Source organism: Pseudomonas sp. LAMO17WK12:I10 (genome assembly GCF_900215185.1).
GTDB lineage: Bacteria > Pseudomonadota > Gammaproteobacteria > Pseudomonadales > Pseudomonadaceae > Aquipseudomonas > Aquipseudomonas chlororaphis.
Genome location: NZ_OBDX01000054.1, coordinates 1 through 13,775, shown reverse-complemented (window position 1 = coordinate 13,775; position 13,775 = coordinate 1). Strand labels below are relative to the sequence as shown.

General features: G+C 64.6%; 10 protein-coding genes, 1 rRNA gene and 1 pseudogene. 4 read left to right on the top strand and 8 right to left on the bottom strand.

Annotated features, from left to right (window positions below; translation table 11 throughout):
* Nucleotides 1-302: 302 nt before the first annotated feature.
* From CRO75_RS31390 to CRO75_RS31380, 3 genes and pseudogenes are all read right to left on the bottom strand, one after another.
* Nucleotides 303-1,328 (bottom strand): histone deacetylase family protein, encoded by a 1,026-nt coding sequence (locus CRO75_RS31390; protein ID WP_097140492.1) that lies wholly within the window; start codon nucleotides 1,326-1,328, stop codon nucleotides 303-305.
* A gap of 10 nt (nucleotides 1,329-1,338) precedes the next feature.
* Nucleotides 1,339-2,568: a Zn-dependent hydrolase gene (locus tag CRO75_RS31385; RefSeq protein ID WP_097140490.1), complete on the bottom strand. Its 1,230-nt coding sequence runs from the start codon at nucleotides 2,566-2,568 to the stop codon at nucleotides 1,339-1,341.
* A gap of 221 nt (nucleotides 2,569-2,789) precedes the next feature.
* Nucleotides 2,790-4,093: pseudogene (locus CRO75_RS31380) on the bottom strand (MFS transporter).
* Between the two features lie 182 nt (nucleotides 4,094-4,275).
* On the opposite strand from CRO75_RS31380, the gene CRO75_RS31375 reads away from it, so the two are divergent.
* Complete coding sequence (locus CRO75_RS31375; RefSeq protein ID WP_009044868.1) at nucleotides 4,276-5,211, top strand: LysR family transcriptional regulator; 936 nt, start codon at nucleotides 4,276-4,278, stop codon at nucleotides 5,209-5,211.
* Here CRO75_RS31375 and CRO75_RS31370 read toward each other — a convergent pair.
* From CRO75_RS31370 to CRO75_RS31360, 3 genes are read right to left on the bottom strand one after another with little or no spacing between them, the layout of a single operon-like run.
* On the bottom strand, nucleotides 5,205-6,134 hold the full coding sequence (locus CRO75_RS31370; RefSeq protein WP_097140488.1) for a glyoxylate/hydroxypyruvate reductase A: 930 nt from the start codon (nucleotides 6,132-6,134) through the stop codon (nucleotides 5,205-5,207). The two genes, CRO75_RS31375 and CRO75_RS31370, sit on opposite strands and share 7 nt — an antisense overlap.
* On the bottom strand, nucleotides 6,131-6,886 hold the full coding sequence (locus CRO75_RS31365; protein ID WP_009044870.1) for a class II aldolase/adducin family protein: 756 nt from the start codon (nucleotides 6,884-6,886) through the stop codon (nucleotides 6,131-6,133). The genes CRO75_RS31370 and CRO75_RS31365 overlap by 4 nt, the downstream gene beginning before the upstream one ends.
* Nucleotides 6,883-8,184: an MFS transporter gene (locus CRO75_RS31360; protein WP_009044871.1), complete on the bottom strand. Its 1,302-nt coding sequence runs from the start codon at nucleotides 8,182-8,184 to the stop codon at nucleotides 6,883-6,885. Before CRO75_RS31360 ends, CRO75_RS31365 begins: the two co-directional genes overlap by 4 nt.
* Nucleotides 8,185-8,339: 155 nt before the next feature.
* Here CRO75_RS31360 and CRO75_RS31355 point away from each other — a divergent pair, with 155 nt between their 5' ends.
* Nucleotides 8,340-9,326 (top strand): LysR family transcriptional regulator, encoded by a 987-nt coding sequence (locus CRO75_RS31355; RefSeq protein WP_009044872.1) that lies wholly within the window; start codon nucleotides 8,340-8,342, stop codon nucleotides 9,324-9,326.
* 1 nt (nucleotide 9,327) lies between these two features.
* On the opposite strand, the gene mrdA is transcribed toward CRO75_RS31355, so the two are convergent.
* A complete protein-coding gene (gene mrdA, locus CRO75_RS31350) occupies nucleotides 9,328-11,220 on the bottom strand; it encodes a penicillin-binding protein 2 (RefSeq protein ID WP_062825138.1) in 1,893 nt (630 codons plus the stop codon).
* Nucleotides 11,221-11,463: 243 nt separating this feature from the next.
* On the opposite strand from mrdA, the gene CRO75_RS31345 reads away from it, so the two are divergent.
* Both CRO75_RS31345 and CRO75_RS31340 read left to right on the top strand, forming a co-directional pair.
* Nucleotides 11,464-12,396, top strand: coding sequence for a TIGR03571 family LLM class oxidoreductase (locus CRO75_RS31345; RefSeq protein ID WP_097140485.1), 933 nt, complete (start codon nucleotides 11,464-11,466; stop codon nucleotides 12,394-12,396).
* On the top strand, nucleotides 12,386-13,390 hold the full coding sequence (locus CRO75_RS31340) for a zinc-binding dehydrogenase (protein WP_097140483.1): 1,005 nt from the start codon (nucleotides 12,386-12,388) through the stop codon (nucleotides 13,388-13,390). Before CRO75_RS31345 ends, CRO75_RS31340 begins: the two co-directional genes overlap by 11 nt.
* Nucleotides 13,391-13,522: 132 nt before the next feature.
* On the opposite strand, the gene rrf is transcribed toward CRO75_RS31340, so the two are convergent.
* Nucleotides 13,523-13,638, bottom strand: a 5S ribosomal RNA gene (gene rrf / locus CRO75_RS31335).
* Nucleotides 13,639-13,775 lie beyond the last annotated feature (137 nt).

Below are 13,775 nucleotides of genomic sequence, written 5' to 3'. Positions count from 1 at the left end.
GCATCCTGGTCATGCAGGTGGAAACTGTGTTTGCCAATATCGATACCGAGAAGCGTCATCGTGCTCATGAGAGATCCTCCGCCGAAAACGAGAAAAGCCCTGCAAGCGTAAACCTGCAGGGCTTCTCGGTCAGGCTGACCATCTCATTAAACCCCTGGATCTTTTGATTCAGGGGTTTTCGTATGAGGACACACAGAAGCAGCTAGTTATCGTTGAGGTTTATCGCGGGCAAGCCTCGCTCCTACAGAGGCATGGCCATCGCCGTCCTGTAGGAACTCGAAACGACCTGACAGCCACCGCGATCAGAGCTTCCAGTCCCCCGCCTCGGCAAAAAACGCCCGTGCGTTGTCTTCCAGGCTTTCCAGGTGGTAGCCGCCTTCCTGCACGATCAGGCACGGCAGGCCGAGGCTGCGGATGCGTTCGCCCAGGCGGGCGAAACCTGCGCGGGTCACTGCCACTTTGCTTTGCGGGTCGAGTTCGTAGATGTCGAAGCCCAGGGACAGCACCAGCACTTGCGCATCGAAGCTTTTCACCGCCGCCAGGGCGGTTTCCAGTTGGGCGAGGAATTCGGCTTCGCTGGCGCCGTGGGCCATTGGCAGGTTGAGGTTGTAGCCCTGCCCCGCGCCGCTGCCGCGCTCGTCGGCGAAACCGGCGACGCCCGGGTAGAAGTTGGTCGGGTCGCCGTGCACCGAGACGTACAGCACGTCGTCGCGTTCGTAGAAGATTTCCTGGATGCCCTGGCCGTGGTGCATGTCGGTGTCCAGCACCGCGACCCGGGCGAATTTTTCGCGCAGTACCTGGGCGGCGATCGCTGCGTTGTTCAGGTAGCAGAAACCGCCGGCGGCTTCGGCCCGGGCGTGATGGCCCGGCGGGCGGCACAGGGCGTAGGCCGCCGGTTCGCCATCGAGCAAGGCGCGGGCGCCGGCAATCGCGCTTTGCGCCGACCAGTAGGCCGAACGCCAGGTCAGTTCGCCCACCGGGCAGCTGCCATCGGCCAGGTAACGCGCGGCCTGGGCGAGGATGCCGCGCAGGGCGTTGGGCTCGCGGACGAAGATGTTCGACATCACCTCGTCGCCCCAGTCCTCGGGAATCTCCTTCCAGCGCTGGTGGGCTTCCTTGAGGAACTGCAGGTACGCCGCGCCATGCACCGCCAGCAGCGGTTGCAGGCCGGCGTCCTCCGGTTGTTGCACGTCAAAACCCAGGGAGTGCGCGGCCTGGACCAGGCGCTGGGCGCGCTCGGGCACTTCCTGCGGGGTGCGCATCTGGCCGCGGGAGTAATAGCTGCGCGGATGGTGCAGCAGCTGTTCGGGGTGGAAAAAACTGCGCATGACCTTCTCCTTATTCGACCTGGCCGGCGCGGGCCAGCACGGCGTTGAGCAATACGTCGGTGCCCTGGCGCACATCCTCGGGCAGTACGTCTTCGGCTTCGTTGTGGCTCAGGCCGCCAACGCACGGGATGAAGACCATGGCCGTGGGGCAGAACCGCGCCAGGTGAATTGCGTCATGGCCGGCGCCGCTGACGATCGATTGCTGAGCGTAGCCCAGGCCGTCCACCGCCTGTTGCACGGCCGCCACGCAGTCGGCATCGAAGGGCGTGGCCGGGCTGATCCAGTGCGGGCTGATGGTCACCTTCAGCTGGCGTTGTCCGGCGATGGCGCCAAGCCGCGCGCGGACCTCCTGCTCCATGGCGGCGATGGCGCTGTCGCGGTGGTGCCGCAGATCGACGGTGAACTGCAGCAGGCCGGGAATGGTGTTGCGCGAAGACTTGGCGATGCTCAGCTCACCGACGGTGGTCAGGCCCTCGGGGGCAAAATCCGTGGCCAGGGTTTCGATCGCCAGGATCATCTGCGCGGCGCCGTAGAGCGCATCCTTGCGCAGCGGCATCGGCGTGGTGCCGGCGTGGGCCGCCAGGCCTTCGACCTGCACGTCGAGCCAGCGGATCGCCTGGCCGCCACTGACCACGCCGATGCTCTTGGCGTTGTCTTCGAGGATCGGCCCCTGTTCGATATGCGCCTCGAAGTAGGCATCCACCGCCCCGCCCAGCGGCCGCGTACCGGCGTAGCCGGTGGCGTGCAGGGCCTCGGCGACGCTGATGCCGTCGGCGTCGCGCACCGCCAGGGCGCTCCCCAGGTCCATGATCCCGGTGAACACCGCCGAGCCGAACATGGCCGGGGTGAAACGCGCGCCCTCCTCGTTGGTCCACACCGCCACCTCCAGCGGCTTGCGGGTCTGGATTTGCAGATCGTTGAGGCGGCGCACCACCTCCAGGCCGGCGAGCACGCCGTACACACCATCGAAGCGCCCGCCTTCGGGCTGGGTGTCGAGGTGGCTGCCCATCATCACCGGGGCGGCGTCGGGGTCGCTGCCCGCACGGCGGGCAAACAGGTTGCCGATGGGGTCGACGCTCAGGCTCATGCCGGCCTCGCGGCACCAGCTTGCAAACAGCTCGCGCCCGGCCTTGTCCTCCTCGCTCAGGGCCAGGCGGCAGCTGCCGCCACGGGCAGTCGCACCGATTTCGGCCATGGCCATCAGGCTCGCCCACAGGCGTTCACCGTTGATCTTCAACATGCTTCGGTTCTCCAGATTCGATTAGGGTCTGTACGAAAAGTCGGCGAGCGAAGGTCAGGCAAGGCAAAAACAGGCGAGGAACGGCCGGGGTCGCGTTCGACTGTAGGGGCCTACATGAGCATTCCGATCGGACTCGCGCACGAGCCTGTTTTTAACGCAGCATGACCTGCGTAGCGCCGAAGGCGCCCAGCGTGCAGCCACTTTTCGTACAGAGCCGGGGCTCAAGCCATTTCCAGGCGGTGGACGGCTGCATGGCGACGGGCCAGGGCCAGCACGCAGAGCAGCGAAATGGTCGCGATCAGGCTGTAGAACAACGCCATCGGCCACCACTGGCCGGCGAATTGATGGGCCAGCCAGGTGCCGATCAGCGGCGTCAGGCCACCGGCCACGGCACCGCAGACCTGATAGGCCAGGGAGATCGCGGTGTAGCGCACGCGGGTCTCGAACATGCCGCTGACGTAGCCGGCGATCACCGCATAGAAGGACGCCATGCACACCACCGCCAGGGCGATGCCGAGGATGATCAGTGGCGCCTGGCCGCTGCTCACCAGCACGAACATCGGGTACGGCGAGGCCATGGCCAGCAACGACACCAGGCACAGGAAGCGCGTGGCGCCGATCTTCTCGGCGGTCCAGGCCGCCAGGGGCTGGATACAGAACTGGATGATCGCCACCACGAACAGGCATTCCAGGATCAGCGAGCGCGGCAACCCCAGTTGCTGGGTGCTGTAGGCGATCATGAAGGTGTTGGTGAAATACACCCCGGCAATCCCCAGGGTGTTGGCGCCGATGCACAGCAGCAGTGGGCGCCAGGCGCTGTGCAGCACTTCCATCACCGGCGCCTGCTCCTGCGCTGGGCCTTGTGCGCCTGCTCGCGGCTGGCGAGGAATTCCGGCGACTCATTGACCCCCAGGCGAATCGCCAGGCCCACCACCAGCAACAGCGCGCTGGCGAGGAACGGCAGGCGCCAGCCCCAGCTCATCAGGTCTTCTTCGGGCAGGCGGGTGACCGCGCTGAAGGCCAGCAGCGACAGGATCAACCCGGCCGGGCTGCCCAACTGCGCAAAGGAAGCAAAGAAGTTGCGCCGGCCCTTGGGCGCATGCTCGCCGGCCATCAATACCGCCCCGCCCCACTCGCCACCGACGGCGATGCCCTGGACGATGCGCAGCAGGATCAGCAGCACCGGCGCCGCCGCGCCGATCTGCGCATAAGTCGGCAGCAGGCCGATGCACACCGTGACCACGCCCATCATCAGCAGGGTGATCACCAGGGATTTCTTGCGCCCAATGCGATCGCCGATATGGCCGAACACGATGCCGCCCAATGGCCGGGCGAAGAAGCCCACGGCGAAGGTGCCGAAGGCCGCCATGGTGCTGAACAGTTTGTCGTCGGAGGGAAAGAACAAGGCGCCGAACACCAGCGCCGCGGCGGTGGCGTAGATGTAGAAGTCGTACCACTCGATCATGGTGCCGATAAAGGCGGCGGCGGCCGCACGGCGCGGCTGGGGCGAAGCTGAAGGCTTCATGGATCGTGCTCCTTTGATTATTTTTCTGGCAGGAGAGAACGGCAATGCAGAGGCGCTCTGGCGGCGCCTGTCTGGGAGGGATTTATCGTCGCGAGGCTATAATTAGTCAATTTTCTATTTATTATGCTAATTATTACCGCTGCTTATTATCAGCCCTGTCCTTCGACCCAGAGCCCCGCGCCATGTCCAACCGCCTGCCCGACCGCCTGCTCAACGACCGCCTGGACTGGAACCTGCTGCGCACCTTTCGGGTGATCGGCCAGGAGTTGAGCATCAGCCGCGCGGCCGCCCGCCTGCACCTGACCCAGCCGGCGGTGAGCCAGGCCCTCAAGCGCCTGGAGGAACAATTGGGCCGCCAGTTGATCGCCCGGCGCGGGCCACGTTTTGCCCTGACCGAAGTCGGCGAGCAGATCTTCCACCTGGCTGGCGAAATCTACGGGCAGATGTCCCAGGTCAGCGGCGTGCTGGAGCAGCCGGCCGACGAAGTGATCGGCAAGGTGCGCCTGCTGATGATCAGCCGGATCTTTTCCGAGCGTTTCGATGATTTCCTCGCCGACTTCCACCGCCAGCATCCGCGGGTCGACCTGGAGATCGAGGTGCTGCGCAGCTCGGACATCGTCAGCGCCCTGCAGGAAAAAACCGCGACCCTAGGCCTGAGCCTCAACCGCCGGCCCCAGCCGCGCCTGGAACAGCGGCTGTTCCTGCGCCAGCGCTATGCGTTTTTCTGCGGCAAGCACCATGGACTGTTCGGCCAGCAGAAGGTGGCCGAGGGCGATTTGCAGCGGGAGAATTTCGTCAGTTTCACCAGCGACCAGATCGGCGGCATGCTCTCGCCGCTGACCATCTTTCGCGACCAGCAGGGTTTCAGCGGGCGCATCGTCGCCTCGTCGCCGAGCCTGGAGGAAGTGCGGCGCCTGGTGATCGCCGGCTACGGCATCGGCTGCCTGCCCGAACATGTGGTGGCGGCCGACGTCGACGCCGGGCTGCTGTGGCGCCTGCCGCCCGACGAAGGCATCGCCGACGTCGACATCCATCTGCTGTGGAACCGCGAACAGCGTATGAGCCGCGCCGAGACGGTCTTTATCGAAGCCTTGCAGGCCTGCCTGGGCGCTCAGTAACCCTGGGCCCTGTCCACCTCGTTCAACAGCGCTTCGCCGGCCTGCAGACGCCGCAGGTTGTCCGCCACCTGCTCGGCGATGCAATCGTGGGAGGCCGCCGAGGCCATGTGCGGGGTAATGGTGACCCCGGGGGTGCTCCACAACGGATCATCGGCCGGCAGCGGCTCCTGTTCGAACACATCGAGCAAGGCGCCGCGCAACAGGCCGCTGGCCAGGGCCTGTTGCAGGTCGTCGAGGTTGAGATGGCCGCCGCGCCCGACGTTGACCAGCGCCGCGCCGCGGGCCAGCCGGGCAAAAGTATCGCGCCCGAGAATGCCGCGGGTCTCGGCGGTCAGGGGCAGCAGGTTGATCAGCAGTTCCACTTGGTCGAGAAAGGGCTCCAGCTGCCCCGGTCCGACGAAGGTGTGTACCCCCGCCAGGCGCTTGGCGCTGCGGGCCCAGCCGCGCACGTCGTAGCCGGCGGCGGCCAGGTCGAGGGCGATGGCGCGGCCCAGGGAACCCAGGCCCATGACCCCGACCTTGAACTGCCGCGCCGGCCGTTGCAGCGGCCGCTCCCAGTGCCGTTCGCGCTGCTGCTCCAGCACCCGGTCGAAGCCGCGGTGATAGTGGATCACCGCCCAGCGCAGGTACTCGGTCATGCCCTGGCGGTGGCCCGGATCCACCACCCGGCACACCGGCAGGTCCGGGCACGAAGGGTCGTGTTCCAGGTGGTCGATGCCCGCCGCCACCGAATGAATCACTTGCAGGCTGGGCAAACGCCCCAGGCTGCCGGCGGGTGGAAACCAGCAAGCGGCGACCTGCGCCTGAACGGCACGCGGATCGTCGGCCAGCACTGCCTGCACCTGTGGCGCACAACGGGCGAAGGCGGCCTGCAATTGCTTGAGCAACAGGCTGTCGCGGGACAGCAGCACCACGATGCTCATGACAGATAGGACTCGCGCTGGGACTCGATCAAGGTCAGGGCGGCCTCCCAGGCCAGTTCGATGATGTGGTCGGCGTCGTCGCGCTCGAACTGTTCGGCGGTGTGGGCGCAGACCTGCGGCGACGGGTAGTTCAGCTCGCAACCGCCGGCCAGCGCCTGGACCTGGGCCTGGCAGGCACGCTCGAGAAAATGAATCTCCTGAAACGCATGGGCGACGCTGGCACCGCCCACCAGCAGGCCGTGGTTACGCAGGATCATCGCCTTGTGCGGGCCAAGGTCGGCGATCAGGCGCTCGCGCTCGTCCAGGGACAGGGCGATGCCTTCATAGGTGTGGTACGCCAGCTTGCCGTAGAACTTCAGCGCATGCTGGCTGATGGGCAACAGCCCCTGCTTCTGCGCGGCCACCGCCATGCCGGCGGCGGTGTGGGTATGGATCACGCAGTTGAGGTCCGGGCGCGCCATGTGGATCGCCGAGTGGATGACGAAGCCGGCGGCGTTGACCCGGTGCCCGGCGTAGTGCGGGTCGACGATGCGCCCCTCCTGGTCGATGCGCACCAGGTCGCTGGCACGCATGCGGTCGAAGATCACCCCGTAGCGGTTGATCAAAAAATGATGCTCGGGCCCTGGAATGCGCAGGGTGATGTGGGTGTCGATCAGGTCGGTCATGCGAAAGTGCGCGACCAGTCGATACAGGGCCGCCAGCTCGCAGCGGGCCTGCCATTCAATCGGGCTCATGTGTTCGGGTTTGCTCACGAATACACCTCTTTAGGAACGTGCTGGACAGTCGGGTTGGCGCGCAGCCGGGCCAGGCCGCAGACGCCGATCAATGACAGGGCCGACAACAGGCTGAAGAACACTGCCAGCGGCAGCCACTGTCCGGAAAACTGGCTGGCCAGCAGGGTGCCGATCAGCGGCGTGCTGCCACCGGCGACCGCGCAGGCCAGTTGGTAGGCGATGGAGATCCCCGAGTAGCGCAGGTGCACCGGGAAGGCCTGGGTCATGTAGCCGGCGATCACCGCGTACAGCGCCGAGAGAATCACCACCGCCAGGGCGATGCCAAGGGTCATCAGCACAATGTTCTGGGTGCCGACCAACAGGAACATCGGGTACGGCGTGGCCATGCACAGCAACGCCACCCACTTGAGGAAACGCCCCTCGCCGATACGCTCGGCCAGCAGCGCGGAGACCGGCTGGGACAGCAGCTGGATGATCGTCACCAGGAACAGGCAATCGAGAATGGTCGCCCGGGAAATGCCCTGGTACTGGGTCACGTAGGTGATCATGAAGGTGTTGGTGAAGAAGAAGCCGGCCGAGCCGATGGTCACCGCGGCGGCCGCGAACAGGATCTGCTTCCAGCAGCTGCGCAGCACTTCCATGACCGGGTACTTGGCGGTTTCGTTGTTGTCCCGGGCCTTGGCGAACTCCGGCGACTCATGCACGCCGGAACGGATCATCAGGCCGAACATCATCAGCACACCGCTGGCGAGGAACGGCAGGCGCCAACCCCACTCAAGGAAGTCCTGCTGATCCAGGCTGGTCACCAGGCGGAAGGCGATCAACGCCAGCAGCAGGCCGGCCGGGCTGCCGAGCTGGGCGAAGGAGGCGTAGAAGGTTTTGCGCTTGGCCGGGGCATGTTCGCTGGCCATCAGCACCGCCCCGCCCCACTCGCCGCCCACGGAGATGCCCTGGATGATGCGCAGTACGATCAGGCTGATAGGCGCCCAGATGCCGACGCTGGCGTAGCTGGGCAGCAGGCCGATGCCGGTGGTGGCCAGCCCCATCAGCGCCATGGTCACCAACAGCATTTTCTTGCGCCCGAGGCGATCGCCGAGGTGGCCGAACACCATGCCGGCCATGGGCCGGGCGATGAAGCCCACGGCGAAGCTGCCGAAGGCCGCCAGGGTGCTCATCACCGGGTCGCTGCTGGGAAAGAACACCTGGCCGAGGACCAGGGCCGCGGCCGTGGCGTAGATGTAAAAGTCGTAGAACTCGATGGTCGTGCCGATAAAGGCCGCCGCCGCGGCTCGGCGCGGCTGAGGAGTGCTGTGCATGCAAGGACCCTGTGTATTTGTAGTTTTGGGCAGGTGCGGAAGGCTGATCACGCGGCGCTCTCTGGCGCTTGTGGGCTTTATCGCCGCCGTGCCAGGATTAGTCAATTTTCAAATCCTTATCTTTGCTATTAGCACTGCTACTACATGGAGCCGCCATGCCCGCACCACTCTCCACCTCCAACCCCTGGGTCGGTCGGCGTTTCCTCAACGATCGCCTGGACTGGAACCTGCTGCGCACCTACCTGGTGATCGGCCAGGAAGGCAGCATGAGCCGCGCCGCCGCGCGCCTGCACATCACCCAGTCGGCGGTCAGCCAGGCCCTCAAGCGCCTGGAGGAACAGCTCGATTGCGTGTTGATCGCGCGCAGCGGACGGCGCTTCGAGCTGACGGAAACCGGGGAGGAAGTGCTGCGCATCGCCACCGATATCTACGGCGATATCTCGCGCCTGGGCACGGTGCTGGAGAGCCGCAACGACGACGTGGTGGGCAAGATCCGCATCCTTACCGTCAGCGGTGTGCAAGCGCCGCATTACGACGAGTTCCTCGCCGACTTCCATGAAGCCCACCCGAAAATCGAGCTGGAAGTCGAGGTGATGGGCAGCTCGGACATCATCAGTTCGCTGCTGCAAAAGACCGCGACCCTGGGGGTCGGGCTGTGCCGCCTGCCACAACCCAGGCTGGAGCAGCGGGTGCTGTTTCGCGAGCGGTATGCCTACTTCTGCGGCCAGCGCCACCGGCTGTTCGGCCAGCAGGACCTGAGCCTGCAACAACTGGCCAACGAGAACTTCGTCAGCTTCACTAGCGACCAGTTGGGGGGCAACCTGTCACCACTGACACTGTTTCGCGACCAGCAGGGCTTTACCGGCAAGATCGTCGCCTCCTCCACCAGTTTCGAGGAGATTTACCGCCTGATCTGCGCGGGATTCGGTATCGGCTGCCTGCCGATCCACCTGGTCAGGCGGGATGTCGAGCAAGGGCTGCTCTGGCGTTTGCCGCCGGACGAGGGCGTGGTGGATTTCGATATCCAGCTGCTGTGGCACCGGGAACAGAAGATGAGCCAGGCCGAAACCCTGTTCCTGGACAGCATCCAGCACATGCTCAGTATTCGTGAGCAGGTGCCGGACAGCCTGATGTTCAAATGACTCAGGCGTGGGGAACGTCCGGCCCCTTGCCAGGGCTGGCGTACTGCGGCTTCAGGTGGCCTTGCTGATCGAGCAGCCAGGCATCCATGACCTGACGGACCACGGGGCCGGCGACCCGGCCGCCGGCCTCGCCGTTCTCGATCATCACCGCTACCACGATCTGCGGGTGCTCGGCCGGGGCGAAACCGACGAACAAGGCATTGTCACGATGGCGCTCGCGGGTCTTGAGCCGGTTGTAACGCTCACCCTGCTTGATCGCCACCACCTGCGCCGTACCGCTCTTGCCGGCGATGCGGTATTGCGCGCCGGCCGCCGCGTCGCGCGCGGTGCCCCGAGGCGCGTGCATCACCATCTGCATGCCGTGGCTGACCAGGTCCCAGTCGACCGGGTCCTTGAGCCGGATGTTCGGCATCGGGTGTTCGTCCACCGGCGCCACGCCATCGACGGTCTTGGCCAGATGAGGGCGATTCCATACGCCCTTGTTGGCGATCAGCGCCGTCGCCTGGGCCAGCTGCAGCGGCGTGACCTGCATGTAGCCTTGGCCGATGCCGAGAATCACCGTCTCACCGGGGAACCACGGCTGACGCCGGGTGGCGCGCTTCCAGGCCTGGGACGGCATCAGTCCCGACGCCTCCTCGAACATGTCCAGGGAGACTTTCTCGCCCAGGCCGAACATCGCCAGGTAATCGTGCAGGCGATCGATACCGAGCTTGTGCGCCAGGTCATAGAAGTAGGTGTCGTTGGAACGCATGATCGCCGCGTCCAGGTCCACCCAGCCGTCGCCGCTGTGGTTCCAGTTGCGGTATTTGTGGTCGACGTCCGGCAGTTGGTAGTAACCCGGATCGAACACTCGGGTCGAGGCGTTGACCACCCCGGAGTCCAGCCCGGCGATCGCCACCTCCGGCTTGATGGTCGAACCCGGCGCATACAGGCCGCGCAGCACCCGGTTGAACAGCGGCCGGTCGATGGAGTCGCGTAACGCGCTGTACTCCTTGAAGCTGATGCCGGTGACGAACAGGTTCGGGTCGAAGCTCGGCTTGCTGACCATGGCCAGCACTTCGCCGGTCTGCGGATCGAGGGCCACCACCGATCCGCGACGGTCGCCCAGGGCCGCCTCGGCCGCCTCCTGCAACTTCACGTCGAGGCTGAGCACGATGTTTTTCCCGGGGATAGGATCGGTGTGCTTGAGCACCCGCATGACCCGGCCCTGGGCGTTGGTTTCCACCTCTTCGTAGCCGACATGGCCATGCAGCTGGGACTCGTAGAAGCGCTCGATCCCGGTCTTGCCGATCGACTGGGTGCCGCGGTACTCCACCGAGTCCAGGACCTTGGCTTCCTTCTCGTTGATGCGCCCGACATAGCCGATGGAGTGGGCGAAGTGCGCGCCCATCGGATAGTGCCGCACGAACTGGGCCTCGACCTCCAGCCCCGGCAAGCGGTACTCGTTGACCGCCAGCACGGCGATCTGCTCTTCGGTCAGCTCATAGAACAGGGTGACCGGCACGAACGGGTGGCGTGACTGCTTCAGCGCCTTGTCGAACAGCGCACGGTCTTCAGCGGGCAGGTGCAGCAGGCTGACCACCTGGTCCAGCTCGCCCTTCAGATCGGTGGTGCGCTCACGGGTGATGGTCAGGTTGAAGCTGGGGCGGTTGTCGGCCAGCAGCACGCCGTTGCGGTCGTAGATCAGGCCGCGAGTCGGGGTGATGGGCAGCACGTGCACCCGATTGTTTTCGGAAATGGTCGAGTGATAGTCGAATTCGACCACCTGCAGGAAGTACAGGCGCCCGATCAGGGTGCAGGTGATGGCGACCACCAGGAGCGCGCAGGCCAACAGTCTTTTGTTGACCAGCCGCGTCTCTTTTTCGTGGTCCTTGATCGGTATCGGTTCAGGCATTGCTACAGCTTCTCGTGGAATAGTGAACGCTGATCCGTGCGGGTGAATGTCGGTCCCTTGAAAAGCGAGCTGCACCATACCAAAAACCGTCCCGGCGCTTTCATGAAGAATTCAGCCGATTCGTGATGCCCGCTCAAGATTGTTGTTCCGATTCATACATTTTTCCGTGGGCCGGACCTGGGGATACTGCTGCGCTGTGATCCCTATGACCGTCTTGCCACGGGCGAGACGCCGGAGCCCTTCATGCATCCTCGTTTTCAACGCCTGCTTGGCAGGAACAACTTTTCCGTCGGCCTGGAACTGCCGCTCGATAACGACTGGTCCAGCGATGGCCAGCGCCTGCGCCAGGCCGAAGGTCGCCCCTTCGGCGTGCCGGACCTCAAGCAACACGCCACCCTCGCCCGCCTGGCGGACCAGGCCGGCTTTCGCGCGCTATGGGTCCGTGACGTACCGGTGTACGACCCGAATTTCGGCGATGCCGCTCAGGTCTTCGAAACCTTTTCCTACCTCGGCTACCTGGCCGGCATCACGCAGAACATCATGCTCGGAACCGCCGCGGTGGTCCTGCCGTTGCGCCAGCCGTGGCTGACCCTCAAGGCCGCCAACAGCATCGACGAGTTGAGCGATGGTCGCTTGCTGCTGGGGGTCGCCAGTGGTGACCGGCCGATGGAGTATCCGCTGTTCGGTGTCGATTACGCCCAGCGCGCAGAGCTCTTTCGCGATGCTGTCGAGCTGTTGCACAGCCAGGGACAGGATCGCTTGCCCGAGGGTGCGCATCTGCTGCCACAGCGTCCTGAAGCCGCACCGCTGCTGGTGGCCGGGCTGGGCCAGCAATCGCCGGCCTGGATCGGTGAGCACATGGACGGCTGGCTGGCCTACCCGGGCACCCCGGAGGAGCACCTTCGACGCGTCGCGCTCTGGCGTGAGGTCGGTGGCGACAAACCCTATATCAGTTTCGTCCACCTGGACCTTGCCGCTGACCCACATGCGCCCATGCAGCGCCTGCGCTTTGGTGGCCGCTGTGGGCGCCAGGCACTGATCGAGGAGCTGCAGGCCCTGCGTGAGGCAGGCGTACAGCATGTCGGCCTGCATCTGCGCCGTAGTGAACGCCCGGTGGCCGAGGCCATCGAGGAAATTGCCGAATTCGTACTGCCGAGGTTTCACCATGCCAACTGAATACAACGCCTGGGGCTGGACCGCAGGAGCCGGCCTGGAAGGCCTTCAACTGATCCGCAAGACATTGCCACAGCCGGGTGCGAATGAAGTGCTGATCGCCAATAGCGCGATCGCCCTCAACCCGGTGGACTGGAAGATCATCGAGTGGGGACATGCCGATTGGCATACCGGCCGCGTGCCTGGTGTCGATGGCGTTGGTGTGGTGGTGGCCGCAGGGTCCGCGGTGACGCTGAAGATCGGTACACGGGTGGCTTATCACCAGTCGTTGAGCCGTGATGGCAGCTTCGCCGAGTATTGCCTGCTCGATGCCAATGCGGCGCTGCCGGTTCCTGAGTCACTGGATGACGCAGTTGCCGCCAGCCTGCCCTGCCCCGGCCTGACCGCCTTGCAGGCGCTGGATAAGGTCCCCGTTGTGGGTGCGCGTGATGTGCTGGTGGTGGGGGCCGGAGGCGCGGTGGGTTCGTTGCTGGTCCAATTGGCGGTGCAACGCGGTTTGCCGGTGTGGGCGACGGCGTCTGCCCAGCATCATGCGCGGTTGCTGGCGCAAGGCGCGGTCGGGGTTTTCGACTATCGGGCAGACACCTGGCAAACCGAGCTGCAATCGCGACTGGGGGAGCGTCGCCTGCATGCGCTGTTCGATACCGTCAGCGGGGCTCAGGCGCGCAGCCTGGCAGCACTGCTGGGTTACAACGGGCACCTGGTGTGTATTCAGGATCGTCAGGAGGCAGCGCCATTGCCGGCGTTCAGCACCGCGATCTCACTCCACGAGGTGGCCCTCAACAGTATTCATGCTTACGGCAGCCGGGCCGACTGGCAACAGCTACGTCAGTACGCTGAGCAACTGATGTGCGGGGCTGTATCGGGTCTGCTGCAACCTGCACCGCTGATTGAGTTCGACTTCAACCAGTTGCCGGAGAAACTGCAGGCATTGAAGAATGGCGAGCAGCATGGCAAGTGGGTAGCCCGGCTAACGCACAGCAGCCTGGGACGTTAACGCCCGCCAAGGTGCCTTCGACTTGAGGTAGTTCTTGAGTCGAAGGGCGCTGCTCTCCGTTGACTGGAAAGGTTTTTCCGCGCGCAAAAACAAAACCCCAATTGCTTTCGCAATTGGGGTTTCGGAATTCAATCTTGACGATGACCTACTCTCACATGGGGAAACCCCACACTACCATCGGCGATGCATCGTTTCACTTCTGAGTTCGGGATGGGATCAGGTGGTTCCAATACTCTATGGTCGTCAAGAAATTCGGTGTGCCGAGTCGTCTTTCAACGCTTCAGCAAATTGGGTATGTAATAGCTTTGTGTGTTCGCAAACTTTCGGTTCGTTTCGTCTTCACACACCGCAATCTGGCTGTTAAGCGCAAATTGCTTGGGTGTTA

Excerpts from the sequence above, each read along its gene's own strand:
- CRO75_RS31390 (WP_097140492.1), bottom strand. The coding sequence starts at position 1,328 with ATGCGCAGTTTTTTCCACCCCGAACAGCTGCTGCACCATCCGCGCAGC.
- CRO75_RS31385 (WP_097140490.1), bottom strand. The coding sequence starts at position 2,568 with ATGTTGAAGATCAACGGTGAACGCCTGTGGGCGAGCCTGATGGCCATG.
- CRO75_RS31375 (WP_009044868.1), top strand. The coding sequence starts at position 4,276 with ATGTCCAACCGCCTGCCCGACCGCCTGCTCAACGACCGCCTGGACTGG.
- CRO75_RS31370 (WP_097140488.1), bottom strand. The coding sequence starts at position 6,134 with ATGAGCATCGTGGTGCTGCTGTCCCGCGACAGCCTGTTGCTCAAGCAA.
- CRO75_RS31360 (WP_009044871.1), bottom strand. The coding sequence starts at position 8,184 with ATGCACAGCACTCCTCAGCCGCGCCGAGCCGCGGCGGCGGCCTTTATC.
- CRO75_RS31355 (WP_009044872.1), top strand. The coding sequence starts at position 8,340 with ATGCCCGCACCACTCTCCACCTCCAACCCCTGGGTCGGTCGGCGTTTC.
- mrdA (WP_062825138.1), bottom strand. The coding sequence starts at position 11,220 with ATGCCTGAACCGATACCGATCAAGGACCACGAAAAAGAGACGCGGCTG.
- CRO75_RS31345 (WP_097140485.1), top strand. The coding sequence starts at position 11,464 with ATGCATCCTCGTTTTCAACGCCTGCTTGGCAGGAACAACTTTTCCGTC.
- CRO75_RS31340 (WP_097140483.1), top strand. The coding sequence starts at position 12,386 with ATGCCAACTGAATACAACGCCTGGGGCTGGACCGCAGGAGCCGGCCTG.